Origin of the sequence: Streptomyces sp. NPDC093568, assembly GCF_044764945.1 — a bacterium.
Classification (GTDB): domain Bacteria; phylum Actinomycetota; class Actinomycetes; order Streptomycetales; family Streptomycetaceae; genus Streptomyces.
Genome location: NZ_JBIWJD010000013.1, coordinates 18,138 through 42,458, shown reverse-complemented (window position 1 = coordinate 42,458; position 24,321 = coordinate 18,138). Strand labels below are relative to the sequence as shown.

Here is a 24,321-nt window from a genome sequence, read left to right as displayed (position 1 = left end):
GATGTAGTACATCGGTACATACAGCGCATGACATGGAAAACTGGTCAGATCCCGGTGGTGAGGCGGGAGCCATGAACGACAAGGCGATCGACTACGAGGCGGTCTTCCAGGCCCTGCCCGGCATGGTCGCGCTGCTGACCCCGGATCTGGTCTACGCCGACGCCAACGAGGACTTCCAGCACCTGTCCGGACGCAGCCGGGAAGAGTTGGTGGGCCGGTACATCTTCGACGTCTTCCCCGAGAACCCCAACGATCCGACGGCGACCGGCATGCGCGATGTCCGGGCGTCGATGCTGCGCGTGGCAGCGACCGGCGAGCGCGACACGATGGCGCTGCAACGCTACGACGTCGAGGACGCGAACCGCCCCGGTCACTGGGAGGAGCGCTACTGGAGCCCGATCAACGCGCCCGTCCCCGGCCCCGACGGACAGGTGGCCTTCGTCCTGCACCGGGTGGAGGAGGTCACCGAACTCATTCACCTGCGCGGCGGCGCGGGCAGTGACAGCCGGACCCGGGTCCTGGAGGCCGAGCTGTACACCCGGGCCCGCGAGCTCCAGGAGCTCAACGAGCGGCTGCGGCAGGCCCACGCCCGTGATCGCGAGGTGGCTCTCGCCCTGCAGGAGGCGATGCTGCCCGCCCGGCGGCAGGTGGGCAACCACCGGACCGCGGTGCGATACCGGCCCGCGGTCGGCGCGCTGAACGTGTGCGGCGACTGGTACGACCTGATCGACCTGGTGGGCGGCAACCGTATCGGCGTGTCCGTGGGCGACGTGGTCGGCCACGGCCTCGTGGCGGCCGGCGTCATGGGCCAGCTGCGCAGCGCGCTGAGCGCCACGTCCCGTGTGGCCGAGGGCCCGGCCCAGGCGCTCGACGTCCTGGGCCGCTACGCCCATGTCGTCGACGGCGCCGAATCGGCCACCGCGGTCACGACGTTCATCGACTTCGAGGCCCGCACCATCACCTACAGCAGCGCGGGCCATCCGCCGCCGGTGCTGGTCCACGCCGACGGCCGCGTGGAGTTCCTCGACCAGGCCACCGATCCGCCGCTGGACGCCCGGCCAGACCCGATGCCCAGACCGCAGGCCGTCGCCACGTACGCGGACGGCGCCACGCTCGCGCTGTACACCGACGGCCTGATCGAGCGCCGCCGCGAGGACATCGACACCGGGCTGGCCCGTCTCGCGGACGCCCTGGTGCGCCATCGCACGGCCGACCCCGAGCCCCTCGCCGACGCCGTCCTGCTGGAGCTGCTGCCGCAGGGCGGCGCGACGGACGACACGGCGCTGATCATCGTGCGGCTGTGATGGACGAGCAGCCGCTCCGGCTCCCCGCAAGGGCGGGCCGGCCGCCACCCGGCGATCACGATCACGCCAAACCGCGCCACCGGGTTGCCGCGCACCGGAGCCAAGGACCAGGCTGGTCCGGCGGTCCTCCCCACCCGCGAACGACGCCCGCCCACCCCTTTCCTGACACCCGGTCAGGCAAATCCGGATGGGTCGGTATCCGTCCGTCCCGACCCGGTTCCGGCCGCAGACCCCTGCGCCTACACTGGCAGCCCCACGGCACGCTGGTTGACCTGCCAGAACATGGCGGCCCGAGCTGATCCCCCCGAGTGAGGAGCGCCCCCCTTGTTCTACTACGTCCTGAAATACGTGTTGTTGGGACCTCTGCTGAGACTGGTGTTCCGCCCTCGAATAGAGGGCCTTGAGCACGTACCGGCCACGGGCGCGGCCATCGTCGCCGGCAACCACCTGTCGTTCTCGGACCACTTCCTGATGCCGGCGATCCTCAAGCGGCGGATCACCTTCCTCGCGAAGAAGGAGTACTTCACCGGCCCCGGCATCAAGGGCCGCCTGACCGCGGCGTTCTTCCGCAGCGCCGGTCAGATCCCGGTCGACCGCACCGGCAAGGAGGCGGGCCAGGCCGCGATCCGCGAGGGCCTGGGGGTGCTGAGGAAGGACGAGCTCCTCGGCATCTACCCCGAGGGCACCCGCTCGCACGACGGCCGCCTCTACAAGGGCAAGGTCGGCGTCGCCGTGATGGCCCTGAAGGCGCAGGTCCCGGTCATCCCGTGCGCGATGATCGGCACCTTCGAGGCGCAGCCGCCGGGCAAGGTCATCCCCAACATCCACCCCGTGAAGATCCGCTTCGGCGAGCCCCTCGACTTCTCCCGCTACGCCGGCATGGAGAACGAGAAGGCCATCCTGCGCGCCATCACCGACGAGATCATGTACGCGATCCTGTCCCTGTCCGAGCAGGAGTACGTCGACCAGTACGCGGCCGTCGTCAAGGCCGAGGAGGCCGCCGCCAAGGCCGAGGCGGACAAGGAGCGCAGGTTCCTGCGGCTGCCCATCCGCTGACGCGGGTGCCGTCGGCCGGGTCGGGCGGCGGCACTCAGCCCAAGGCCGCGAGGGCCTCGTCCAGCAGTCCGCGCAGCCGCAGCGCGTCGGACGCGACGGCGCTCACCAGGACGGCGGGCCCGGCGAGCGGCATGACGGCGGCCCCCTCCCCCACCACCCCGGCCGCCACCGGAGTGTGCGCGAACTCCGGTCGTACGACGACGAGTTGACCGACCGCACGGCATCCCCCGAGCCCGGCGGGACCGTCCCAGCCGCCCGGCGCGCCGGGCCCGCAGGCCAGCTCCTGGTCGAGGACCACCCGTCCGGCGACACTCACCCGGATCCGGCTGCCGAGTCGCCCGGGCTCCTCCCCCGCCCGGCCCAGCACCTGCTCCTCACGCAGGACGAGCCGCCCCGCCGCGCCGACGTCGGCCCGGGTGGTGACGTGCAGGTCACTGCCCCGGGCGGAGATCAACTGCTCGGGCAGCCAGTGCAGTTCGCCCCCGTCGGCCACGGACAGCCGTACGTCGTAGCGGGCCTCGTCCTTGCCCTGGCCCGGCAGTGCGATGGTGGCCGCCGCCGAGCCGACGCGCAGCCGGGCGCCCGCCTCCGCCTCGGCCTCGACGGTGAGGTGGTCTCCGCCGAGCGGCCCGCTCATCGCGCCGACGAGCACGACCCGCGCCTCGGCGCCGCTCCCCCGGGTCCGTCTGAGCGCCAGCGGCCCTTCGCCGTCGAGCACGGGCAGGGAGGTGCCGCCCCGCCCGTCGTCGCGGGCGACGATCCGCGCGAGCGCCCGTACGCCGCCGGCCACGGTTCTCATGCCGTCCACGCCAGGAGCTGCGCGCGCACCCACCCGGCGACCTCGCTCACGCCGGGCTCGCCGCGCAACGACTGGAAGACGACCGGCAGTTCGGCGCGCTGCGCCTTGGCGTCCGCCGCCATCCGCGCCAGGTCGGAGCCGACGTGCGGCGCGAGGTCGGTCTTGTTGACGACGAGCAGATCGGCCGTGGTGACGCCGGGCCCGCCCTTGCGCGGGATGTCGTCCCCGCCGGCCACGTCGATCACGAAGATCTGCGCGTCGACCAGGCCCTTGGAGAAGGTGGCGGTGAGGTTGTCCCCACCGGACTCGACGAGGATGAGATCGAGCGGGCCGACCTCGTCCTCCAGGTCCTCGACGGCTTCGAGGTTGGCGGAGATGTCGTCCCGGATCGCGGTGTGCGGGCAGGCGCCGGTCTCCACGGCCGTGATCCGCTCCGGCGGCAGCACCGCCTCCCGCAGCAGGAACTCGGCGTCCTCGCGCGTGTAGATGTCGTTGGTGACGACGGCCAGGGACAGCTCTTCGCGCAGCGCACGGCACAGGGCGGCGACCGTGGCGGTCTTGCCGGACCCGACGGGCCCCCCGAGACCGATGCGCAGGGCGCGGCGGGATCCGTCGGGGCGGTGGGCGTCGGCGCTGACGGCGGAGGTGCCGTCGTGGGAGTGGTCGAGGTGCATGGGCGGCTCCTTCGGTGGGGGGATGGTCGGGTGGTGGGCTAGGAGGCGAACAGCCGGACGGGCCAGGCGGCGTGGGCCTGCGCGCCGATCTCCAGCAACGGGGCGGAGGCGGCGGGGAGTTCGTCGAGGCCGGCGCCGGCCGCACGCCGTCCCGCGTCGACCGCCCGGTCGACGACCTGGTCCGTCTCCGGCGCCAGCCGGGCCAGCACGGCGGTCGCGTCGAACGGGTCGAGGCTCAGCAACCGCACGGTCGCGGTCGCCGGCCCGCTCACACTCTCGTAGGCGGCGCAGTACGCCGCCTCGACGGCCCCCAGCCCCGCCGCCCGAGCGGCGAGTCCGAGCACGACCGGCTGGTGGGCGCCCTTGGGAAACCGCCGGGCCAGCTCGTCGAGTTCGGCCGAAGGCCAGGTCCACCGGACGGCACGCATCAGCTGGCGGCCGAGCCTCCGCGCGGCCGTGCGCAGCGCGGGCGAGGGCGTACGGGCGTCGGCCGCCGCGTCCAGGGCCACCGCGTCGGCACCGAGGGCAGCCGCCGCGGCGAGGGATGCGGCGACCAGGCCCGCCGTGTGCAGCCGCCCCCGGCAGAAGTCCTCCAGGCTCGCGGCATCGGTGACGCGTCCCGCCTTGACGGCCTCCTCCGCCCCGCCGGAGTGGGCGTGCCCTCCGGCGGGGAAGCGGCCGTCGGCCAGGACAAGAAGTGCTGCTCGTGTCATCTCGGGCCGGCCGTCAGAACAGGAAGTAACGCTGGGCCATGGGCAGTTCGGCGGCGGGCGTGGCCTCCACCAGCTCCCCGTCGATGTGCACGGCGAAGCTGTCGGGGTCGATCCGCACGTCGGGGCGCGCGTCGTTCTCCCGCATGTCGGCCTTGGTGACCCCGCGCGTCGACTCGATGGCCACGAACCGCTTCCCGAGCTGGAGCCGCTCCGGCAGCCCGTCCTCGATGGCGAGCGGGGCCACGAAGTTGACCGAGTTCGAGGCCGGGGCCCGCCCGATCGCGCCGAACATCGGCCGGGGCAGGATCGGCTGCGGGGTGGGGATGGACGCGTTGGCGTCGCCCATCTGCGCGTAGGCGATCTGCCCGCCCTTGATGACGAGCTGCGGCTTGACGCCGAAGAACGCCGGTTCCCACAGCACCAGGTCGGCGAGCTTGCCGGTCTCCACGGAGCCGATCTCACGGGCGAGGCCCTGCGCGAGCGCGGGGTTGATCGTGTACTTGGCCACGTACCGCCGCACCCGGTGGTTGTCGGCCCGTCCGTCCCCGGGCAGCGCACCGCGCCGTCCCTTCATCACATGGGCGGTCTGCCAGGTCCGCATGACGACCTCGCCCACACGTCCCATGGCCTGCGAGTCCGAGGAGATGATCGAGATCGCGCCGAGGTCGTGCAGTATGTCCTCCGCCCCGATGGTCGAGGGCCGGATCCGGGACTCGGCGAAGGCGAGGTCCTCGGGCACGGCCGCGTTCAGGTGGTGGCACACCATCAGCATGTCGAGGTGTTCCTCGGCGGTGTTGACGGTGAACGGCCGGGTCGGGTTGGTGGAGCTGGGCAGCACGTGCGGCTCGGAGACGACGCTCATGATGTCCGGTGCGTGCCCGCCGCCCGCGCCCTCGGTGTGGTACGCGTGGATGCCCCGGCCGGCGATGGCGGCGAGCGTGTCGCCGACGAAGCCGGCCTCGTTCAGGGTGTCCGTGTGGATGGCGACCTGGATGCCGGTCTGGTCGGCGACGGTCAGCGAGGCGTCGATGACGGCCGGGGTGGAGCCCCAGTCCTCGTGCAGCTTGAGGCCGAGCGCGCCGCCGCGGATCTGGGACAGCATCGCCTCGTGCGAGACGGTGTTGCCCTTGCCCAGCAGGCCGAAGTTGACGGGGTGTTGCTCCATCGCCTCCAGCATCCGGGCCAGATGCCAGGGACCGGGCGTGACCGTGGTCGCCTTGGAGCCCTCGGCGGGTCCGGTGCCGCCGCCGACGAGCGTGGTGATGCCGGAGGCGAGGGCCTCGTCCGCGATCTGGGGGCAGATGAAGTGGACGTGGGCGTCGATGGCGCCGGCGGTGAGGATCCGTCCGTTGCCCGCGATGATCTCGGTCTCCGGGCCGATGACGAGGTCCGGGTGCACGCCGTCCATCGTGTCGGGGTTGCCCGCCTTGCCGATGCCGGTGATCCGGCCGTCACGGATGCCGACGTCGGCCTTGACGATGCCCCAGTGGTCGATGATCACGACGCCGGTGACGACCGTGTCCGGGGTGCCGTCGGCGCGGGTGGCGCGCGACTGGCCCATGGACTCGCGGATCACCTTGCCGCCGCCGAACACGGCCTCGTCACCGGCGAGTCCGGGGCCGCCGGAGCGGTCCTCCTCGATCTCGACCAGCAGGTCGGTGTCGGCGAGCCGGATGCGGTCACCGGTCGTCGGGCCGAACAGGTCGGCGTACGAGGCGCGGGAGATCTCAGGCATCGAGGGCACCTCCGGTCTCGCCGCGCAGGCCGGGCACCACGCGGGCGCCGGCGAGCGGGACGAGCTCGACGTCGACGGGGATTCCGGGCTCGAAGCGCACGGCGGTGCCGGCGGCGACGTTCAGCCGCTTGCCGCGGGCGGCGTCCCGGTCGAAGTCCAGACCGGGGTTCGCCTCGGCGAAGTGGTAGTGGGAGCCGACCTGGACGGGCCGGTCGGCGGCGTTGAGGACGGTGAGCCGGGTGACCTCACGGCCCTGGTTGTAGGCAATCGGTCCGTCGGCGAACAGGATCTCTCCGGGAATCATCGGGGCCCCCTTCAGACGATCGGGTCGTGGACGGTGACGAGCTTGGTGCCGTCCGGGAAGGTCGCCTCGACCTGGACGTCGTGGATCATCTCGGGGATGCCCTCCATGACGTCGTCGCGGGTGAGGATCTTGCGTCCGGAGGACATGAGCTCGGCGACCGTACGGCCGTCCCGGGCGCCCTCGAGGATGTGCGACGTGATGAGGGCGACCGCCTCGGGGTGGTTGAGCTTCAGCCCGCGGGCCCGGCGCTTCTCGGCGACGTCGGCCGCCACATGGATGAGCAGCCGCTCTTGCTCGTGCGGGGTCAGTTGCACGTCCCACCTCACAGTCCTCGCTCCGGACCGTGCGGGGTCCGGTTGCCGCCGTCGCCACGGGGCAAAGTGCCAGGTGGCGTGGATCGGCAGGCTAGTTGGACGGAGTTTCAGGCACGTTAACCAAGCTGTGATCCGCTAGGCGTCCCGCTGCGGGGCCCGCATGCCCGTCAGGGCCCGCAGACCGTCCTGCAGCACCTCGACCGGCGCCCCGCCGAAGAGGGCCTGCTGGGCGATGAACCCCTGCACCGTGGCGATCATGGTGCGCGCCACGTGGTCCGCGGGGATGTCCGAGGGCATCATCCCGGCGTCCTGGTACGCCTCGACGGCCCGGCCCCAGGCCTCCCGCAGGGTCGCGTACACATCCGCCAGAACGGCCGCCAGCTCCTTGTTGCGCACGGTCTCCGCCCAGACCTGCATGATCAGCAACGGGAAGACCGACTCCCCGTCCTCGGTGAGGGAGGAGTAGACGCGCAGGGTGCGACTCAGGACCGCTCCCACCAGGAGGTCCGGCGGCGGGGGCGGGCTCTGCCGGACGACCTCCTCGAACGAGGCGCGGATCTCGCCCAGGACGTCCTTGACGATCGCGGCGATCAGCTCGTCCTTGCCGCTGAAGTAGCGGTACACCGCTCCGGCCGAGAGGTCGACCTCCTTCAGCACGTCCTGCATGGACGTGGCGTGGAAGCCGTTGCGGGCGAAGAGACGGGCGGCGCCGTCGAGGATCTGCCGACGGCGGGCGTCGAGGTGTTCCTGGGATACGCGGGCCATGGCCACAAAGTAAAACGAACATTCCTTCTTGACAAGGAGCGGCATCAGCAGGACGGTGGGGGCGCCAACAAAAACGAACGATCCTTCTTTTTACCGGGAGACCCCCATGTCCACCCCGTCCGCTACACCGCGCGGGTCCGCCGCACGCCGGCACCTGATCGCGGTCGTCCTCCTCGTCCCCGCCCTCGCGGCGCTCGCCCTGTGGGCCTTCGCGTGGCCCGCCGCCCGCACCGCCCCGCGCGACCTGCCGCTCGGCGTCGCCGGACCGGCGTCGGCCGCGGCCCAGGTGGAGCGGCAGCTGGACCGGCACGAGGGCGCGTTCGAGATCCACCGCTACGCCGACGAGGCCGCCGCCCGGGAGGCCGTCGAGGACCGGACCGTGTACGGCGCCGTGGTCGTGACCCCCAAGGGCCCCGAACTGCTGACCGCCTCGGCCGCGAGTCCGATGGTGGCCCAGCTGCTTCAGCAGGCGGTGACCGAGCAGGCCGCAGCCGAAGGCACCCAGGTCAGGACCGTCGACGTCGTGTCCGCACCGGCGAGCGACCCGCGCGGCGCGGCCCTCGGCGCGAGCGTCCTGCCGCTCGCCCTGGCCGGCATGGCGGCCGGCGCCGCGGTGACCCTGCTCCGGCTGCGCGGCATCCGTGCCGTGAGCGCGCTGGCCGGGGCCGCGGCGGTGATCGGCGTGGTCGCCGCCGCGCTCGCGCACAGCTGGCTGGGGATCCTCACCGGCGACTGGTGGGCGGAGGCCGGGGTGTTCGCGCTGACGACTCTGGCCGTGAGCGCGGCGGTCGCCGGACTCGCCGCGCTGATCGGCCCGGCGGGCATCGGCATCGTGTCGTTCGTGGTGATGTTCCTCGGCAACCCGTTCTCCGGGGCCTCCTCGGCACCACAGATGCTGCCCGAGCCGGTCGGCACCACGGGCCAGTGGCTGCCGCCGGGCGCGGGCGCGAGCCTGCTGCGCTCGGTGTCGTACTTCGACGGCGCCGCGGCGACCGGCCCCGCTCTCACGCTCGCCTGGTGGGCCGCGCTGGGCCTGGGCGCCGTCCTGCTCGGCAGCGCCCTGAAGTCCCGCAGGCCGAGCACCGAGTCCGCGTCCGAGCGGGAGCTCGCCCCCGTCGGCTGACCTGCCGCCGGCCGCACCGAACCGACCGTGCGCCCCCGCTGTAGCGGACGGGGGTGCACGGTCCTTTCGTGCGTGAGGCGGCGCCGGCCGGCGCTAGGAGGGGCCGGACCCGCGGTGCTCGGCGGCGATGCCGAAGCGCTGCCGTTCGCGGGCAGCGGAAGCGACCTCGCGGACGCTGGAGACCGCGCTGATCACCTGGTCCTCGACGGGGGCGTCCAAGGCGTCGAGTCGCTCCAGGTCAGCGGCGGAGACAAGGGCGACCAAGGGCTTTCCGTGCCGCGTCACGACGACGCGCTCACCGCCGTACACCACGCGGTTGATGAGGTCGGCGAGCTCAGCCCTGGCTTGCGTCACCGGAATCTCGTAGGCCATGCTCCCCACATTACGTCATGTACGTCCTGTACATTTTTTACAGGCACCCCGGCAAGGGAGCGTGAGCCATGACCCGACCGTCCGCCCGCTACGTACTGCCCGAGTTCACCGAACGCACGAGTTCAGGCCTCAGGACGCAGGATCCGTACTCGAAGCTGCTGGAGGAGCGGATCGTCTTCCTCGGCACCCCGGTCGACGACACCTCGGCGAACGACGTGATGGCGCAGTTCATGTACCTGGAGCACAAGGACCCCGACCAGGACATCTCGCTGTACATCAACTCGCCCGGCGGATCGTTCAGCGCCATGTCGGCGATCTACGACACCCTGCGGTACGTCGCCTGTGACGTGGAGACGATCTGCCTCGGCCAGGCCGGTTCGGCCGCCGCCGTGCTGCTGGCCGCGGGCACGCCGGGCAAGCGCTTCGCGCTCCCGGGGGCCCGGGTGGTGATCCATCAGCCGGCGCTGCCCGAGCCGGTCGAGGGCCAGGCGAGCGATCTGGCGATCCAGGCCGAGGAACTGACGCGGGTTCGGGTGCGCCTGGAGGAGATGCTCGCCGAGCACACCGGGCGCAGCCGCGCCCAGGTGGCCGAGGACATCGAGCGGGACAAGATCCTCACCGCCGAAGAGGCGCTGGAGTACGGGCTGGTGGACCGCATCATCCCCAGCCGCCGGGCCACGCTCGCGCCGCCCACGGGGCGGTGATCGGCCGGTGCTGCCACCCGAGCTGCCGCCGCTGCCCGCGCTGACGCGCGCGGAGGGCGAGTTGATCGACCGTTACCTCGACGTGGTGGACCTGCTCGGCCGGATCAACCCGGCACAGCACGGCGACACCTACCGCGGACTGCGTGCCGCCCAGGCGCTCGTGAGCAAGGCGGCCGAGCTCCGGGACGCGCTGGCGCTGATGCACCAGCGGGGCGAGACGGAGCTGCACGCCCCCACGCTCGCGCGCGCGTTGCGCGTGCTGGACGGAGAGCGCCGCACGGCTCGCGTCACGGTTCCGCCGCGCTCCGACAGTTGACGACGCGACCAGCCGGATTCCGGACGCCCCGACCCACGGACGAGGTGTCCGGAGCCGAGCCGAAACGGACCAAATGACGTACCCCCGGTTGGCGTAGACGGCTCTCCTTTTGCGCGGCCGTCAGGGTTGCGCTCAGGACATGACCCCAAGGCGGAATGAGGCGTTCCCTCCCTGGTCCGGGACTCCTTGGGCATCTGGACACCCCCCGGACACCCGGCTACCCACCCGAACGGGTGAGTGGTGAGTAACCCCACAAATCCCCGATTCCGTTGGGTATTTCGTTCATTCGTGCGTCAAGATCCCTGACTGACGACAAGCCCCCGCCACAGCGGCGGGGCGATCCGGGCGGACGCCGAGTCCTGCCGCCGCCCGGATGACCGGTCGACAGGAGTGGATCGGCAGGAGTGGAGGACCCGAGCAAGACGGGTCGCCGGAGCGGACGTTCGTTCGAGCCGAGCAACCCTTGGGGTGAAGCCGTGGCAACGCGGCCGGGCAACTTCGCCAGCCCGAATCCGACAGGTCATCCTTCTCAGGCGGCTGACGAAGGGTTGCGCATGACTGCGCTCAATCGTGTCCCGTCGCTCATGGTCCGGGCCGGAACGGCCTCGGCACTCACCATCGCCGCCGTGGGCGGCTCGATCGTGGCGCCCGGCTTCACCTCCGAGGCTGCGGCCGCCACACCGGCGTCGAAGGCACTGCAGGTCGCGGCCTCCAAGAAGGGCTCCCCGTACAAGTGGGGCGCCACCGGACCGCACCGGTTCGACTGCTCGGGGCTCACGCTGTACTCGTACAAGAAGGCGGGCAAGAAACTGCCCCGTACGGCGGCCCAGCAGTACAACAAGACCCGCCACATCTCCGCCGGTAACCGCAAGGCCGGGGACCTGGTGTTCTTCCACTCGGGGTCGAACGTCTACCACGTCGGCATCTACGCCGGGAAGGGAAAGATCTGGCACTCCCCCAAGTCCGGGGACGTCGTGAAGCTGCAGAAGATCTGGACCAGGAGCGTCTGGTACGGCCGGGTCAAGTGACCCACCCGGTGGCGGTGGCGGCGGCCTGACACGCCGTCACCGCCCCCGGGGCCTCACAGGGCCGACAGCGGCGGGACGAGGAGCGCCACGCCGAAGGCGGTCAGCGCCACGCCGGTGACGAGCGTGACCGCCCGGGCGGCCCGCGGCCGGCGCAGCCACCTGCCGAGCCGGTCCACGAGCAGGGCGACCACCTGGAACCACACCAGCGCGATCGCGAGCACGATCAGCGCGAGCAGCAGCGTCCGGGGCAGCGCCGGGGAGCCGGCGGGCACGAACTGCGGCAGCACGCTGAGGAAGGTCAGCGACGCCTTCGGGTTGAGGGCGTTGGTGACGAAGCCCTGCCGGAGCGGGCGCGCCGTGGATTCCTCGCGCTCGTCCGCCACCTCGGTGTGCCGCTGCCGCAGGGTCTGGACGCCGAGATACAGCACATAGAGGCCGCCGACCACTTGGAGCGCCCGGAAGAGCGCCGGTACGGCGGCCAGGACCGCGGCGACGCCCACCACCGCCAGCGTCACATGGACCAGCAACCCGGCCCCGATCCCGAGCACGCAGGCGATGCCGGCCCGGCGGGAGACGAGGGCGTTGCGTACGACGACCGTGAAGTCGGCCCCGGGCATGGCGACCAGGCCGGCCGAGACCCCGGTGAAGGCGATGAGCTGAGCGTCCATGGACTCCAGGCTGCCGCGCGGGAGCCTTCAGCAGGTATTTCGAATATCCTGGGAGCACCTAAAGCATTGCTTAACGCGAGCATTGCTTAGTGCTGACCCGCCGTGCGAACGAGATCGGGGACCCTCATGTACGACCCGACGCGGCTCGCCGCCCTGGTGGCGGTCGCGGAGGCGGGTTCGATCACCCGGGCGGCAGAGCGGCTCGGCTACACCACGCCGGCGCTCTCCCAGCAGCTGGCCAAGCTGGAGCGCGAGGCGGGCACCGCCCTGCTGGTACGGCACCACCGGGGGGCGCGGCTGACGGGTGCGGGCGAGCTGCTGGTGGCGCGGGCGCGGCGCGTGCTGGACGAGCTGGAGCGGGCCCGGCACGAACTGGCCCGGCTGACCGGCCTGACGGGCGGCACGCTGCGGCTGGGCACCTTCCAGACCGCGGGCATCCATCTGCTGCCCCCGGCGCTCAGCGCCTTTCGCCGGGCGCATCCGGACGTGGAGCTGACGGTCGCCGACTACGAACCCTCGGCCGGTGTCGCCGCGGTGGCTTCGGGCGAGGTGGACCTGGCGCTCACCCACGCGTACGAACCGGGGGACGCGACGCCGCTGCCCGCGTCCGTCGGCATCGAGCCGATCCTGGTCGAGGAACTGGTCCTGGTGTCCGCTCCGGGCCATGTCCTCACCAGTGGCGCCGCACGCCTGCCCCTGGCCGAGCTGGCCGGGCAGCCCCTGATCAGCATGGCGCCGGACGCTCCGGCCCGGCGGGGTGTGGAGGCGGCGCTGGCCCGGGCCGGGGCGACGCCGTCGGTTCTGGTCCCGACGCCGGGATACCTGCTGGTGTGCGCGCTGGCGAGCGCGGGGCTGGGGGTGGCCGTGGTACCGGAGATGGTGGCGCGCACGTCGGTCACGCCGGTCGGGGTGCGCGCGTTGGAAGGCGGGGGGCTGCGCCGTACGGTCTCGGTCGCTTTCCGCGCCGAGGAGGCGACACCGGCCGCGACCGCGTTCCGGGCCCTGTTGCGCGGCACGTTCGGCCGGTCCTCCGGCCAGCCGCAGCAGAGCTGAGGGGCTACGGCTCCTGCGGTCCCGCGGCGCCGACCGGTGCGGCGGGCACCGTCCAGGGCAGTTCGATGGAGACCGTCTTGCCGCCCTCGCGGGTGGGGCGCACTCTCATCTTGCCGCCGCATTCCGCCGTGAGCCAGCGGATGATGACCATGCCGCGTCCGTTGTCCTGCTGGACGGCGGCCGGCAGTCGCTTGGGGAAGCGCGGATGGCTGTCGGTCACACCGATGCGCAGGTGTTCGTCACGGTCGAGCGCGAGGTCCACCGTGAAGGTGGGTGACTGGCCGAGGGTGTGCTGTACGGCGTTGGTGGTGAGTTCGGAGACGATCAGGCGGATGGTGTCGGCCACTTCCGTATCAGGTGGCAGCCCCCATTCCGCGAGGGTGGTGAGCACATAGCCCCGGGCCGCGGCGACCGAGGCGGGATCGCTCGGCAGAGTGACGGATGCTTCCAGGTGATCTGCCATGGCGACGTCGTCCCTTTCCCACGGGACCGCAGTCCGACACGGAGCGGATGGTTCGAGTACGGTCCCGGACTGGTGCTTCGTCGCCAGACTGCCATTACCGCGCCCGTCACGGGTGGCGATCCACCAAGATGTGCATATATCTGTCGCTCGAAGCGGTGAACTCTGCGACGGCAGACCGTATTTGGGCGGCTCGGTTGGAGTAAGGAGGAGCCCATGCAGCACGGTCCCGCGGTGCGCCGCCGAAAACTGGGCGCGGAATTGCGTGCGTTGCGCACCGGGGCGGGGCTCACCAGCGGTGAGGCGGCCCGGCTGGCGGGCTGGCACCAGTCCAAGGTGAGCCGGATCGAGACCGGCGCCAGCGGGGTGAAACCGGCCGATGTGCGGTTACTGCTCGACGTCTACGGCGTGGAGGACAGCCAACTGCGCGAGCTGCTGCTGGTGTTGGCGGGGTCCGACGAGGGAGGCGGCCGACATCACTGGTGGCACGCCTACCGCGGAGTGCTGCCGCCGACGTACCGGGATTTCATCAGCCTGGAGTCGCAGGCGCGTGCGATGCGCACGCTGGAGACGTCGGTGGTGCCGGGGCTGCTCCAGACGCCGGAGTACGCCCGTGCGGTGACCCGGGCCGCGGTGGGCGGGCTCGGCCCCGACGCCGAGGACCGCCTCGACGCGCTGGTCGCGGTGCGTCTGGCCAGGCAGGACGTGCTGCGGGCCGATCCGCCGCTGGAGCTGAGCGCGGTGCTGGACGAGGCGGTGCTGCGCCGGGAGATCGGCGGGCCGGAGGTGATGGCGCGGCAGCTGAGCCGGCTGATGGAGGCGGCGCGGCTGCCCCAAGTCAGGCTCCAGGTCCTGCCGTTCAGGGCCGGTGAGCATGTCGGCATCACCGGGCCTTTCGTTATCTTCTCATTTTCGAGCACTTCTGATCTGGATGTGGTTGTTCTCGACCACTTGACGAGTAGCCTCTATCTCGAACGGAAAGAAGACCTCCGGGCTTACACGGAGGCCTTCAACGCCCTTCGGATCCACGCCCTTTCGCCCGAGGAATCGCTGGATTACATCGCCGCGCTAGGTGGCGGCGCGTAAGGAGGCACCATGACCGCACTGCCTCGGAACATGCCCTCAAGTGCAGAACTGCCCGGTGTGCGATGGCTGCGCAGCAGCTACAGCACGGGCGCGAACAACTGTGTCGAGACAGCACGGCCGTACACCGGTCCCTGGACCGGACTGCTCGCCGTGCGTGACTCCAAGGACCCGGCCGGACCCGCGCTGCTCTTCTCCCCCGAGAGCTGGGCGGGCTTCACTGCCGCGTTCCAGTCCTGACCGATCAGCACTCCGATCACACCTGATCGATTCCGATCGGTTCCGCCAGGGGCGGGAACAGGGCCGTGTCACGCCGACTCATGGTCGTGTCTCGCCGATCACCCGTACAGCGCGTTCGATCTGCCCCTCGGAGAGGTCCGCGCGGGCGGTCAGCCTCAGCCGTGAGATGCCGTCGGGCACGGAGGGAGGACGGAAGCAGCCCACGGCGAGGCCGGCCGCCCGGCAGTCGGCCGCCCAGCGCACGGCCCCCTCCGGGGACGGCGCGCGAACGGAGACGACCGCCGCGTCGGGTCGTACCGCTTCCAGCCCCTCGGCGGTCAGCCGAGCGTGGAGTTCGCGCGCCACCGCGCGCGCCCGCGCCGCCCGCTCCGGCTCCCGGCGCAGCAGCCGCAGCGCCGCCAGCGCCGCACCCGCCGACGCCGGGGCGAGACCGGTGTCGAAGATGAACGTCCGGGCCGCGTTGACCAGGTGCTCGATCACCCGGGCGGGGCCGAGGACGGCGCCGCCCTGACTGCCGAGCGACTTGGACAGGGTGACCGTCACGACGACGTCGTCGGCGCCCGCGAGCCCGGCCGCGTGCGGGGCGCCGCGGCCGCCGTCGCCGAGTACGCCCAGACCGTGCGCGTCGTCGACCACCAGCCCGGCCCCGTGCTCGCGGCACACCTGCGCGAACCCGGCCAGCGGGGCTGCGTCGCCGTCGACCGAGAAGACCGTGTCGGAGACGACGACGGCGGATCCCTCGTGCGTCTGCAGGGCCTTGCGCACGGCGTCCGGGTCGGCGTGCGCGACGACCTGTGTCGTGCCGCGCGCCAGCCGGCAGCCGTCGATCAGGGAGGCATGGTTGCCCGCGTCCGACACGATCAGCGAGCCGTGCGGCGCCAGCGCGGTGACCGCGCCGAGGTTGGCCGCGTAGCCGGAGGAGAAGACGAGGGCCGCCTCGAAGCCGCAGAAGTCGGCCAGCTCGCGCTCCAGCTCGCCGTGCAGCTCGGTCGTACCGGTGACGAGCCGGGAGCCGGTGGAGCCGCCGCCCCACACTCGCGCGGCGCGCGCCGCGCCCTCGACGACCTCGGAGTGCCGGGCGAGGCCCAGGTAGTCGTTGCTGGCGAGATCCAGCAGGGGCGAGTCGGCGGGGCGGGGGCGCAGTGTCCGTACGAGTCCGGCGCGGCGGCGCGCCTGCGCCTGCTCGTCGATCCAGCCGAACGCCATGGCCCCTCCGGTGAATTTGTAGGCAGTGCACAGACACTAGTCGTAAGATCCGCGGCCCAGGATGTGGCAATACCCACACGTCGAATCGTCTCTGTTGTACGAACTCTCCTTGGCCCGGGGTGGCTCCGTAGGACAGGATCGGCTCTCATGGACCTGCTGAACACGCTGGTGGACAAGGGGCTTCGGCGCGAGCTGCCGACCCGCGAGGAAGCACTCGCCGTCCTCGCCACTTCCGACGACGACCTGCTCGATGTGGTGGCCGCGGCCGGCAAGGTACGCCGCCACTGGTTCGGCCGACGGGTGAAACTCAACTATCTCGTCAACCTCAAGTCGGGCCTGTGCCCGGAGGACTGCTCCTACTGTTCCCAGCGACTCGGCTCGAAGGCCGAGATCCTGAAGTACACGTGGCTCAAGCCGGACGAGGCCTCTCAGGCCGCCGCCGCCGGACTCGCCGGGGGCGCCAAGCGGGTCTGTCTGGTGGCCAGCGGACGCGGCCCGACGGACCGGGACGTGGACCGGGTCTCGGAGACCATCAAGGCGATCAAGGACGGGAACGAGGGCGTCGAGGTGTGCGCCTGCCTCGGTCTGCTCTCCGACGGTCAGGCCGAGCGGCTGCGTGCGGCCGGCGCGGATGCGTACAACCACAACCTCAACACCTCCGAGGGGACGTACGCGGACATCACGACCACGCACACCTACGCCGACCGCGTCGACACCGTGAACAAGGCGCACTCGGCGGGTCTGTCGGCCTGCTCGGGACTGATCGCGGGCATGGGCGAGAGCGACGAGGACCTGGTCGACGTCGTCTTCTCGCTGCGTGAGCTGGACCCGGACTCGGTGCCGGTGAACTTCCTGATCCCGTTCGAGGGCACCCCGCTGGCCAAGGAGTGGAACCTCACCCCGCAGCGCTGCCTGCGCATCCTGGCCATGGTCCGTTTCGTCTGCCCGGACGTGGAGGTGCGCATCGCCGGCGGCCGTGAGGTGCATCTGCGCACGATGCAGCCGCTGGCCCTGAACCTGGCCAACTCGATCTTCCTCGGCGACTACCTCACCAGTGAGGGCCAGGCGGGCAAGGCCGACCTGGAGATGATCGCGGACGCCGGGTTCGAGGTCGAGGGCGCGGGCGAGGTGACGCTTCCGGAGCACCGGGCGACGGCCGGCGGCGGTGGGTGCGGGTCGCAGGCCGAGGCGGGCTGCGGATCTCACGCGGACGCGGGCCGCGGATCTCACGCGGACGCGGGCTGCGGTTCGCATCAGGGCGGCGGTGTTTGCGGTTCGGCTGCCGCTCCGCAGGTGAACGAGCCCCGTCCGGACCTGGTCGCCGTACGCCGCCGGGGCGCCGGCACGGATCTCGCGCCCAATGCCTGAGCTGTCCGTGCCCGAGTTGCTCGAGCTCGACCGGCGGCATGTCTGGCATCCGTACGGACCGATGCCGGGCCGTGTCGACCCGCTCGTCGTCGAGTCGGCGAGCGGGGTGCGGCTGAAGCTCGCGGACGGTTCGGGCGAGCTGGTCGACGGCATGTCGTCCTGGTGGTCGGCCATCCACGGCTACAACCACCCGGTGCTCAACGAGGCGGCGCGGGAGCAGCTCGCGCGGATGAGCCACGTCATGTTCGGCGGGCTCACGCACGAGCCCGCCGTACGCCTGGCGAAGCTCCTTGTCGACATGTCGCCCGACGGTCTGGAGCACGTGTTCCTCGCCGACTCCGGGTCGGTGTCGGTCGAGGTCGCGGTCAAGATGTGCCTGCAGTACTGGCGTTCGCTGGGCCGCCCCGGCAAGCAGCGGCTGCTGACCTGGCGCGGCGGCTACCACGGCGACACCTGGCAGCCGATGTCCGTGTGCGACCCCGAGGGCGGGATGCACGAGCTGTGGACCGGCGTCCTCCAGCGACAGGTGTTCGCGGACCCGCCGCCGGCCGAGTACGACGAGTCGTACGCGGAGCAACTGCGCTCGCTCATCGAGCGGCACGCCGACGAACTGGCGGCGGTGATCGTCGAGCCGGTGGTGCAGGGCGCGGGCGGGATGCGGTTCCACTCCCCCGCGTATCTGCGGGTACTGCGGGAGGCGTGCGACGCGCACGACGTGCTGCTGGTGTTCGACGAGATCGCGACCGGGTTCGGGCGTACGGGCGCCATGTTCGCGGCGGAGCACGCGGCGGTGTCGCCGGACGTGATGTGTGTGGGCAAGGCGCTGACCGGCGGCTACATGACGATGGCCGCGACGCTGTGCACCGCGCGCGTGGCCGACGGCATCTCGCGGGGCGAGGTGCCGGTGCTGGCCCACGGGCCGACGTTCATGGGCAATCCGCTGGCCGCCGCGGTCGCCTGCGCCTCGATCGAGTTGCTGCGGGGCCAGGACTGGCTTGCCGAGGTCAAGCGGATCGAGGCGGGGCTGCGGGACGGCCTGGCCCCGGCGCTGGACCTTCCGGGCGTGCGGGACGTGCGCGTCCTGGGCGCGATCGGCGTGGTGCAGCTGGACCACGCCGTGGACATGCGGGCGGCGACCGAGGCCGCCGTGCGCGAGGGCGTGTGGCTGCGGCCGTTCCGCGACCTCGTCTACACGATGCCGCCGTACGTCACGGGCGACACGGACGTGGCAAGGATCGCCCGCGCGGTGTGCGCGGCCGCACGGGAGGGCTGACATGCCGGTACTGGTGATCACGGGCACGGGCACGGAGGTCGGCAAGACGGTCACGACCGCCGCGGTCGCCGCGGCGGCGCTGGGCGCGGGCCGGTCGGTGGCGGTGCTGAAGGCCGCGCAGACGGGCGTACGGCCGGACGAGAGCGGGGACGCCCAGGAGGTCGCGCGGCTCGCGGGCACGGTGACGACCGCCGAACTCGCCCGCTACCCGGACCCGTTGGCCCCGGCCACGGCGGCGCGACGGGCCGGCCGGCCGCCGGTCCGCCCGCACGAGATCGCCGACGCCGCCGCCAAGCTGGCCGCCGAACACGACCTCGTGCTGGTGGAGGGCGCGGGCGGCCTGCTCGTCCGCTTCGACGAGGCGGGCGCCACCCTGGCGGACGCGGCCGAGCTGATGGCGGCGCCGGTGCTGGTGGTGGCTTCGGCGGGTCTGGGCACCCTGAACACGACCGAGCTGACGGCACGCGAACTGCGCGGCCGCCGGCTGGACCTGCTCGGCGTGGTGATCGGCAGCTGGCCCGAGACACCGGACCTGGCGTCACGCTGCAACGTCGCGGACCTGCCGGAGGTGGCGGGGGCACCGCTCCTGGGCGCGGTACCGGCGGGAGCCGGGGCGCTGGCGCCCGCCGACTTCCGTGTCGCGGCGCCGGGCTGGCTGGCGCCGCGGTTGTTCGGGGCGTGGGACGCGGAGCGGTTCCGGGGGCGGGTGGCGGACTGAGGCGACGGGTCTTCGCTGTCCGAGGGCCGGCGGGTTCCCGTCAGCCTCGCTCTCCGAGTGCTAGCGGACACCGTTCGCGTCGCTCTCCGCGATGAGGCGCACCAGTTCGATGCGGGAGCGGATGCCGAGGCGGGTGAAGACTCCTCGCAGGTGGTGGTCGATCGTGCGCGGGCTGAGGGCCAGGCGGGTCGCGATCTCGCGGTTGGTGGCGCCGTCGGCGGCCATGCGGGCGACCAGGAGCTGCTGGGCCGTGAGGCGGGCGGTGGGGGTGTCCGGGCCGGCCGGTGCGGGGGCGGTCAGGGTGCCCAGGGCGCGGAGTTCGGTGCGTGCCTGGGCCGCGCAGTGCGGGGCGCCGAAGGAATCGAAGGCCTCCAAGGCGCTGTGCAGACGGTCGCGTGCCTCCGTACGGCGGCGCAGCCGGCGCAGGGCGCTGCCGAACAGCAGCTCCGTGCGGGCGCGTTCGAAGTCACGGGTGCCGTGGGAGTGCAGGTCGAGCGCCGCGCGGTAGTGGTCTACCGCCTCGGCACCGGGGGCGAGCAGGGCGCGGCAGCGGGCGCTGAGGGCCAGGTCGTCGGGGCTGCGCACGGTGCGGGCCCAGCGGTCGTAGTCGGCGTGTGCCACGCGCGCGACCCTGGTGTCGCCGGTGCGGACGGCGGCCTCCACGTAGTGCGGGGTGGCCAGGTGGCGGATGGCTCGATGGCCGTGGCCGGGGCCGAACCCGGCGAGGGCCCGCAGCCGGGCCGCCGCGGCGGCGAAACGGCCGCTGCTCAGGTCGAGGAACGCGAGCGCCCACTGGGCGAGTGCGGCGGGCAGGCCCAGGCCGTGGGTCAGGGCGTACGACCGTGCGGTCGCGGCCCGTTCCCGGCAGGCGTCGGTGTCTCCGGTGAGCGCCGCGAACATGGCGAGGGCCGCTCGCAGATGGCAGGCGCCGTTGTCCTGCCCGGTCGCGTGGGCCTGCCACAGCGCGTCCGTCGCGGCGGCCTCGCCAGCCCGGGGGCGCCCTGTCCAGAAGTCGGCGTAGGCCCGGAACTCCATCGCCTGCGGCACGGTCACCGGGGTGCCGCGCTCCCGTGCGGCGGCGACGGCGCGGACGGTCGCGGTGGCCGCGCGGGTGTGGTCGCCCAGGAGCAGGGCGGCGATGGCGGCGTGGATCAGGACGGTGGGGTCCCCGCCCGGACCGCACCGCCCGGCGGCGGCCTTCAGCAGTTCCCGCGCGTCCTCGTACCGCCCGTCGAACGCGGCCACGAGCCCGCTCAGCGTCCCGGGCTGCGCGACCCCGAGCCGGTCCGCTACCCGTGCCGCCTCACGCAGACGCCGCACGTCGCCGGTGTAGATGGCGGCTTCGGTGGCCCGGGCGAGGAGAGGGCCGGCGGGGTCCGAGGTCACGACCCCGGCTGACCCGCCGCCCGGTCGAACACGCCCTGCCATGCTCCGCACCTCTTCGGTGGCCGGGGCAAGGAGAGGGCCGGCGGGATCGGAGGTCACGACCCCGGCTGACCCGCTCCCCGGTCGAACACTCCCGGCCATGCTCCGCACCTCCTCGGTGGCCGGGGCAAGGAGAGGGCCGGCGGGGTCGGAGGTCACCACTCCGGCTGACCCGCCGCCCGGTCGAGCACTCCCGGCCATGCTCCGCACCACCCCCGTCACCAACGCGTCGAAAGCCTCCGAGGCGTTCCCCGCCCGCAGCGCCAGCACCCCGCTCAGCGCGTCGTCCGCCACGGCGGCCGCCAGCCTGCGCGCCCGGTCCCCGTCGCCCGAGCGCCAGGCGTACTCGGCGGCCCGGGACAGGAGGCGAGCCTGTCCGGGCCCGTCCGGGCACAGGGCGGCGGCCCGTTCCGCCAGGGCCCGTGCCGTCGACAGGCGTCCCGCGGCTCCCGCCCGGTCCGCCGCGGTGCCCAGTTCCGCGGCCAGCCGTGCGCTGGGGCCGATCGCGCCCGCACCCCGGTGCCAGGAGCGCGACGGCGACTCGCCCACCCCGCTCAGCACTCGGGCCAGCAGACGGTGCACGTCTCGGCGGTCGGCCGGGGAGCCGGTCTCGTAGGCGGCGATCCGCGTCCACGCGTCGCGGAACACCACCCCGCCCGCTCCGGCGTGCGCGATCCCGGCCGCCTCGGCGGCGTCCAGCGACCGGGTGTCGAGGCGGGCGGCCATGACCGCGCGCAGGAACGCGTCGGTCGCGACCGGGTACTGGTCGGCCGCCGCGAGGAGCAGCAGCAGGCGGGTGTCGTCCGGCAACGCCCTTGTCTCCGCCCGGATTTCACGCAGCAGGGACGGGGCCAGTTCGTCCGGTTCCGAGGGGAGGGGATCGATGCCCGCGGCCTGACGGTCGGTGAGGCGCGTGAGGAGTTCGGCGGCGGCGCGCGGATCGCCGTACACCGCACGCAGCACGCGGACCCGGACGCCCGCCGCGAGGGCGGAGGCCGGCGGTGACGAAGTGCGGTCGAGGGGTAGGGGGTTCACCGGAGTCACCACACAAATGACGTTACTGGCGGGTTACTTGAATCGTAAAGACCGGCGATTTCACCGATGCGGCGCGCGTAGACCCGGCTCGACACTCCTGACAACCCCACACGTTTCAGGAGGCATCATGCAGCGCACCACGCGTCGCATCACCACGGCCGTCCCGGCCCTGGCGACCTCGCTCCTTCTGTCACTGTCCCTCTCCCCCACACCCGCCCACGCCGCGACCCACGACCCGGTCGTCTTCGTGCACGGCCTCAGCAGCTCGGCGAGCAGCTGGGACGACTGGATCGGCTACTTCGAGGCCGACGGCTACAGCGCCTCCGAGCTGGACGCCTGGTCGTACGACTGGACCCAGTCGAACGCCACCACCGCCCAGCAACTGGCGACCGAGATCAGAAACGTGCTCGCCCGCACCGGCGCCTCGAAGGTCGACGTGGTCGTGCACTCCATGGGCGCGCTCAGCTCCCGCTATTACCTGAAGAACCTCGGCGGGACGTCGTACGTGGACGACTTCGTCTCCACGGCCGGCGTGAACCACGGCACCTCCACCGCCTCGTGGTGCGCGTGGCTGTACACCTCCTGCGCGCAGATGAACACCGGTAGTTCGTTCCTGACCTCCCTGAACTCCGGGGACGAGACCCCGGGCAGCGTGTCGTACGCCAGCTACTGGTCGAACTGCGACGACGCGCTCAACCCCGACACCACCGCGATCCTGAACGGCGCGACGAACGTCGAGGTCGGCTGTGTCTCGCACACCGACATGAACAACGACCACGGCGTGTACGAGCGGGTCCGCGACTTCATCGGCTGAGCGACCGCGACGGCGACAGCGGGGGTGCGCGGGGCATGCACGGGGGAGAATCAGGGTGAGTCCCGTCCTGCCCGGGAGGTTCCCATGGCCCTGCGTACCGCCGGCTCCGGCAAGGTGTCACGGGATGCCGTGCACCATCCGCTGTTCGCCCGGTTCTACGCCCGGATCAGTGTCAACGCCGAGACGAAGATGGGCATGGCCGGCGTCCGCGACCGGATGCTGGCCGGGCTCTCCGGCCGGGTGATCGAGATCGGCGCGGGCAACGGTCTGAACTTCGCCCACTATCCGAGCGCGGTCTCCGAGGTCGTCGCCATCGAACCGGAGCGCCTGCTGAGGACGTTGGCGGTGGAGTCCGCGCTGCGCGCCGAGGTGCCCGTCGACGTGGTGCCGGGTGCGGCGGAGGCCCTGCCGGTCAAGAGCGAGGCCTTCGACGCCGTGGTGCTGTCGCTGGTGCTGTGCAGCGTGCGGGACGTGCCGCGGGCGCTCGGCGAGGTACGGCGAGTGCTGCGGCCCGGCGGTGTCGTGCGGTTCTTCGAGCACGGCCGGGGCGGCGGGCGCGCGATGCTCCTCACCCAGCGCGCGCTGGACCGGACGGTGTGGCCGCTGGTGAGCGGCGGCTGCCATGTCGCGCGCGACCCGCTCGGCTCGCTGCGAACGGCCGGCTTCGAACTCGGCCCCGTACGACGGGTGATGATGCCGGAGAACGGTCCGGCGCTCCCGTCGTCGTACTGCGTCCTGGGCACGGCGTGGCGCCCGCAATAGAGTGAGACGGTGACCTCTTCGCAGAAGGATCCGTTGTCACGGCTCGGCGAGGACGACCGCGAGGGGGCGGTGCGGCGCCTGCAAGAGGCATACGCCGATCAGCGCATCTCGCACGAGGAGATGGACGAGCGGCTCGACCTGGCGCTCACCGCCACGACGTACGGCCGGCTCGCGTCGGCGCTGGACGCGCTTCCGGAGGAGCACCCGGGCACCCCGTCGACGATCGGCGCCGCCGGCGGACGGATCCATCGGCGAGGCCGCTGGCGGGTGCCTCGGATGCTCAAGGTGGAGTCCGCCTACGGAAGGGTGCGCCTGGATCTGTCCCGGGCGATCATCGAAGATCCGGTCGTCGACATAGAGCTGCGGCTCGGAACCGGCGGGGCCAGGATCACCGTGCCCCGCGACGCGGTCGTCGACGTCGAGGGGCTGCGCACCGGGTGGAAGGACCTGCGCTACAAGGCCCCGCGGCGATCGCGCCCCGGCGGGCCGACGGTGCGAATCTCCGGGAGCACGGGATTCGGCCGCTTGAGAATCCGCCACGCCCTGCGTTGAAGACCGCTCGAGAATCCGCCACACCTTGCGTTGAAGACCGCACGAGAATCCGCGCCCGGCAGTGAAGCCCGATCCGTTCCTCACAGGCTCCACTGCCGCAGTTCCCGCGCGATGTCGTGCACCGTGGCCTCGCCGCTCTTGACGAGCCGGGCCAGATCTCGCACCTGTTCCGGTGAGGTGACGACCTTCAGGCCGCTGGCGACCAGGTAGGCGTAGGCGACGGCGGAGGCGAACAGGGCGTTGGAGCGCTCCAGCGCGGGGACGTGGACGAGCAGTTGGAGCAGGGCGGCGGCTCGGGTCTGCGGGCTGTCGTAGACGGGGACGTCGAAAATCTCGGCCTCGTGGCGTGCGACGGCGGCGACGAGGGCTCCCCAGTCGGTGACCTGGGGGTCCCCCGGCGTCCTCTTCTCGGCGAGCATCAGCAGCCAGGAGAGGTCGATGTTCAGATGGCTCAACG

Annotated in this window: 28 protein-coding genes and 1 riboswitch; of the genes, 15 read left to right on the top strand and 13 right to left on the bottom strand. The window is 72.3% G+C overall.

The annotated features are described in order from the left end of the window. Nucleotides 1-71: 71 nt before the first annotated feature. Together ACIRD7_RS36525 and ACIRD7_RS36520 are read left to right on the top strand one after the other, a co-directional pair. Nucleotides 72-1,304 (top strand): PP2C family protein-serine/threonine phosphatase, encoded by a 1,233-nt coding sequence (locus ACIRD7_RS36525; protein ID WP_403460176.1) that lies wholly within the window; start codon nt 72-74, stop codon nt 1,302-1,304. Between the two features lie 324 nt (nt 1,305-1,628). Beyond that, nucleotides 1,629-2,360, top strand: a complete 732-nt coding sequence (locus ACIRD7_RS36520; RefSeq protein ID WP_403460175.1) for a lysophospholipid acyltransferase family protein — start codon at nt 1,629-1,631, stop codon at nt 2,358-2,360. Nucleotides 2,361-2,394: 34 nt separating this feature from the next. Here ACIRD7_RS36520 and ACIRD7_RS36515 read toward each other — a convergent pair whose 3' ends face one another. From ACIRD7_RS36515 to ACIRD7_RS36485, 7 genes are all read right to left on the bottom strand, one after another. Then, complete coding sequence (locus ACIRD7_RS36515) at nt 2,395-3,159, bottom strand: urease accessory protein UreD (protein WP_403460173.1); 765 nt, start codon at nt 3,157-3,159, stop codon at nt 2,395-2,397. After that, nucleotides 3,156-3,833: an urease accessory protein UreG gene (gene ureG, locus ACIRD7_RS36510; RefSeq protein WP_403460172.1), complete on the bottom strand. Its 678-nt coding sequence runs from the start codon at nt 3,831-3,833 to the stop codon at nt 3,156-3,158. Before ureG ends, ACIRD7_RS36515 begins: the two co-directional genes overlap by 4 nt. A 38-nt stretch (nt 3,834-3,871) precedes the next feature. After that, entirely contained in the window at nt 3,872-4,546 is a 675-nt protein-coding gene (locus tag ACIRD7_RS36505; protein WP_403460171.1) for an urease accessory protein UreF, read from the bottom strand. A gap of 13 nt (nt 4,547-4,559) precedes the next feature. Continuing rightward, nucleotides 4,560-6,281 carry an urease subunit alpha gene (locus ACIRD7_RS36500; protein WP_403460170.1) on the bottom strand — a complete coding sequence of 574 codons (1,722 nt, stop codon included), beginning with the start codon at nt 6,279-6,281 and terminating at the stop codon, nt 4,560-4,562. Further along, the gene (locus ACIRD7_RS36495; protein WP_403460169.1) at nt 6,274-6,585 is read right to left on the bottom strand and encodes an urease subunit beta; all 312 of its coding nucleotides are present in this window, start codon (nt 6,583-6,585) and stop codon (nt 6,274-6,276) included. Before ACIRD7_RS36495 ends, ACIRD7_RS36500 begins: the two co-directional genes overlap by 8 nt. A gap of 11 nt (nt 6,586-6,596) precedes the next feature. Further along, entirely contained in the window at nt 6,597-6,899 is a 303-nt protein-coding gene (locus ACIRD7_RS36490; protein ID WP_054229180.1) for an urease subunit gamma, read from the bottom strand. Between the two features lie 135 nt (nt 6,900-7,034). Further along, entirely contained in the window at nt 7,035-7,664 is a 630-nt protein-coding gene (locus tag ACIRD7_RS36485) for a TetR/AcrR family transcriptional regulator (RefSeq protein WP_403460168.1), read from the bottom strand. A 106-nt stretch (nt 7,665-7,770) separates the two neighbouring features. Between ACIRD7_RS36485 and ACIRD7_RS36480 the strand changes: the two genes are divergently transcribed. Next, nucleotides 7,771-8,787, top strand: a complete 1,017-nt coding sequence (locus ACIRD7_RS36480) for an ABC transporter permease (RefSeq protein WP_403460166.1) — start codon at nt 7,771-7,773, stop codon at nt 8,785-8,787. 93 nt (nt 8,788-8,880) lie between these two features. Here the strand turns inward: ACIRD7_RS36480 and ACIRD7_RS36475 are convergent, their stop codons facing one another. Continuing rightward, complete coding sequence (locus ACIRD7_RS36475) at nt 8,881-9,159, bottom strand: type II toxin-antitoxin system Phd/YefM family antitoxin (RefSeq protein WP_403460165.1); 279 nt, start codon at nt 9,157-9,159, stop codon at nt 8,881-8,883. A gap of 68 nt (nt 9,160-9,227) precedes the next feature. Here ACIRD7_RS36475 and ACIRD7_RS36470 point away from each other — a divergent pair, with 68 nt between their 5' ends. The 3 genes from ACIRD7_RS36470 to ACIRD7_RS36460 all read left to right on the top strand — a co-directional run bounded on the left by ACIRD7_RS36470 (nt 9,228) and on the right by ACIRD7_RS36460 (nt 11,207). Continuing rightward, the gene (locus ACIRD7_RS36470; protein ID WP_403460163.1) at nt 9,228-9,863 is read left to right on the top strand and encodes an ATP-dependent Clp protease proteolytic subunit; all 636 of its coding nucleotides are present in this window, start codon (nt 9,228-9,230) and stop codon (nt 9,861-9,863) included. 7 nt (nt 9,864-9,870) lie between these two features. After that, entirely contained in the window at nt 9,871-10,179 is a 309-nt protein-coding gene (locus tag ACIRD7_RS36465) for a hypothetical protein (protein ID WP_250080946.1), read from the top strand. A gap of 340 nt (nt 10,180-10,519) precedes the next feature. Continuing rightward, a riboswitch (cyclic di-AMP (ydaO/yuaA leader) is annotated at nt 10,520-10,730 on the top strand. A gap of 3 nt (nt 10,731-10,733) precedes the next feature. Further along, complete coding sequence (locus tag ACIRD7_RS36460; protein ID WP_403460162.1) at nt 10,734-11,207, top strand: C40 family peptidase; 474 nt, start codon at nt 10,734-10,736, stop codon at nt 11,205-11,207. A 53-nt stretch (nt 11,208-11,260) separates the two neighbouring features. On the opposite strand, the gene ACIRD7_RS36455 is transcribed toward ACIRD7_RS36460, so the two are convergent. Next, nucleotides 11,261-11,875, bottom strand: coding sequence for a LysE family translocator (locus ACIRD7_RS36455; RefSeq protein ID WP_403460161.1), 615 nt, complete (start codon nt 11,873-11,875; stop codon nt 11,261-11,263). A gap of 126 nt (nt 11,876-12,001) precedes the next feature. Between ACIRD7_RS36455 and ACIRD7_RS36450 the strand changes: the two genes are divergently transcribed. Further along, complete coding sequence (locus tag ACIRD7_RS36450) at nt 12,002-12,928, top strand: LysR family transcriptional regulator (protein WP_403460160.1); 927 nt, start codon at nt 12,002-12,004, stop codon at nt 12,926-12,928. Between the two features lie 4 nt (nt 12,929-12,932). Here ACIRD7_RS36450 and ACIRD7_RS36445 read toward each other — a convergent pair whose 3' ends face one another. After that, nucleotides 12,933-13,391 (bottom strand): ATP-binding protein, encoded by a 459-nt coding sequence (locus tag ACIRD7_RS36445; protein WP_403460159.1) that lies wholly within the window; start codon nt 13,389-13,391, stop codon nt 12,933-12,935. A 213-nt stretch (nt 13,392-13,604) separates the two neighbouring features. On the opposite strand from ACIRD7_RS36445, the gene ACIRD7_RS36440 reads away from it, so the two are divergent. Beyond that, the gene (locus tag ACIRD7_RS36440; protein WP_403460158.1) at nt 13,605-14,474 is read left to right on the top strand and encodes a helix-turn-helix domain-containing protein; all 870 of its coding nucleotides are present in this window, start codon (nt 13,605-13,607) and stop codon (nt 14,472-14,474) included. 9 nt (nt 14,475-14,483) lie between these two features. Continuing rightward, nucleotides 14,484-14,711, top strand: coding sequence for a DUF397 domain-containing protein (locus ACIRD7_RS36435; protein ID WP_403460157.1), 228 nt, complete (start codon nt 14,484-14,486; stop codon nt 14,709-14,711). A 78-nt stretch (nt 14,712-14,789) separates the two neighbouring features. Here the strand turns inward: ACIRD7_RS36435 and ACIRD7_RS36430 are convergent, their stop codons facing one another. Next, nucleotides 14,790-15,917 carry an 8-amino-7-oxononanoate synthase gene (locus ACIRD7_RS36430; RefSeq protein WP_403460156.1) on the bottom strand — a complete coding sequence of 376 codons (1,128 nt, stop codon included), beginning with the start codon at nt 15,915-15,917 and terminating at the stop codon, nt 14,790-14,792. 147 nt (nt 15,918-16,064) lie between these two features. On the opposite strand from ACIRD7_RS36430, the gene bioB reads away from it, so the two are divergent. From bioB to bioD, 3 genes are read left to right on the top strand one after another with little or no spacing between them, the layout of a single operon-like run. Continuing rightward, the gene (gene bioB, locus ACIRD7_RS36425) at nt 16,065-17,285 is read left to right on the top strand and encodes a biotin synthase BioB (RefSeq protein ID WP_403460155.1); all 1,221 of its coding nucleotides are present in this window, start codon (nt 16,065-16,067) and stop codon (nt 17,283-17,285) included. Beyond that, entirely contained in the window at nt 17,278-18,558 is a 1,281-nt protein-coding gene (locus ACIRD7_RS36420; RefSeq protein WP_403460154.1) for an adenosylmethionine--8-amino-7-oxononanoate transaminase, read from the top strand. The genes bioB and ACIRD7_RS36420 overlap by 8 nt, the downstream gene beginning before the upstream one ends. A 1-nt stretch (nt 18,559) precedes the next feature. Further along, on the top strand, nt 18,560-19,276 hold the full coding sequence (gene bioD, locus ACIRD7_RS36415) for a dethiobiotin synthase (RefSeq protein WP_403460153.1): 717 nt from the start codon (nt 18,560-18,562) through the stop codon (nt 19,274-19,276). 60 nt (nt 19,277-19,336) lie between these two features. Here the strand turns inward: bioD and ACIRD7_RS36410 are convergent, their stop codons facing one another. After that, nucleotides 19,337-21,745, bottom strand: coding sequence for a LuxR C-terminal-related transcriptional regulator (locus ACIRD7_RS36410; RefSeq protein ID WP_403460295.1), 2,409 nt, complete (start codon nt 21,743-21,745; stop codon nt 19,337-19,339). Between the two features lie 118 nt (nt 21,746-21,863). Between ACIRD7_RS36410 and ACIRD7_RS36405 the strand changes: the two genes are divergently transcribed. From ACIRD7_RS36405 to ACIRD7_RS36395, 3 genes are all read left to right on the top strand, one after another. After that, nucleotides 21,864-22,550 carry an esterase/lipase family protein gene (locus ACIRD7_RS36405; RefSeq protein ID WP_403460151.1) on the top strand — a complete coding sequence of 229 codons (687 nt, stop codon included), beginning with the start codon at nt 21,864-21,866 and terminating at the stop codon, nt 22,548-22,550. A gap of 84 nt (nt 22,551-22,634) precedes the next feature. Then, nucleotides 22,635-23,312, top strand: coding sequence for a class I SAM-dependent methyltransferase (locus tag ACIRD7_RS36400; protein WP_403460150.1), 678 nt, complete (start codon nt 22,635-22,637; stop codon nt 23,310-23,312). Between the two features lie 9 nt (nt 23,313-23,321). After that, nucleotides 23,322-23,864 carry a DUF1707 domain-containing protein gene (locus ACIRD7_RS36395; protein WP_403460149.1) on the top strand — a complete coding sequence of 181 codons (543 nt, stop codon included), beginning with the start codon at nt 23,322-23,324 and terminating at the stop codon, nt 23,862-23,864. Between the two features lie 80 nt (nt 23,865-23,944). Here the strand turns inward: ACIRD7_RS36395 and ACIRD7_RS36390 are convergent, their stop codons facing one another. Continuing rightward, the gene (locus tag ACIRD7_RS36390; protein ID WP_403460294.1) at nt 23,945-24,319 is read right to left on the bottom strand and encodes a fic family toxin-antitoxin system, toxin component; all 375 of its coding nucleotides are present in this window, start codon (nt 24,317-24,319) and stop codon (nt 23,945-23,947) included. Nucleotides 24,320-24,321 lie beyond the last annotated feature (2 nt).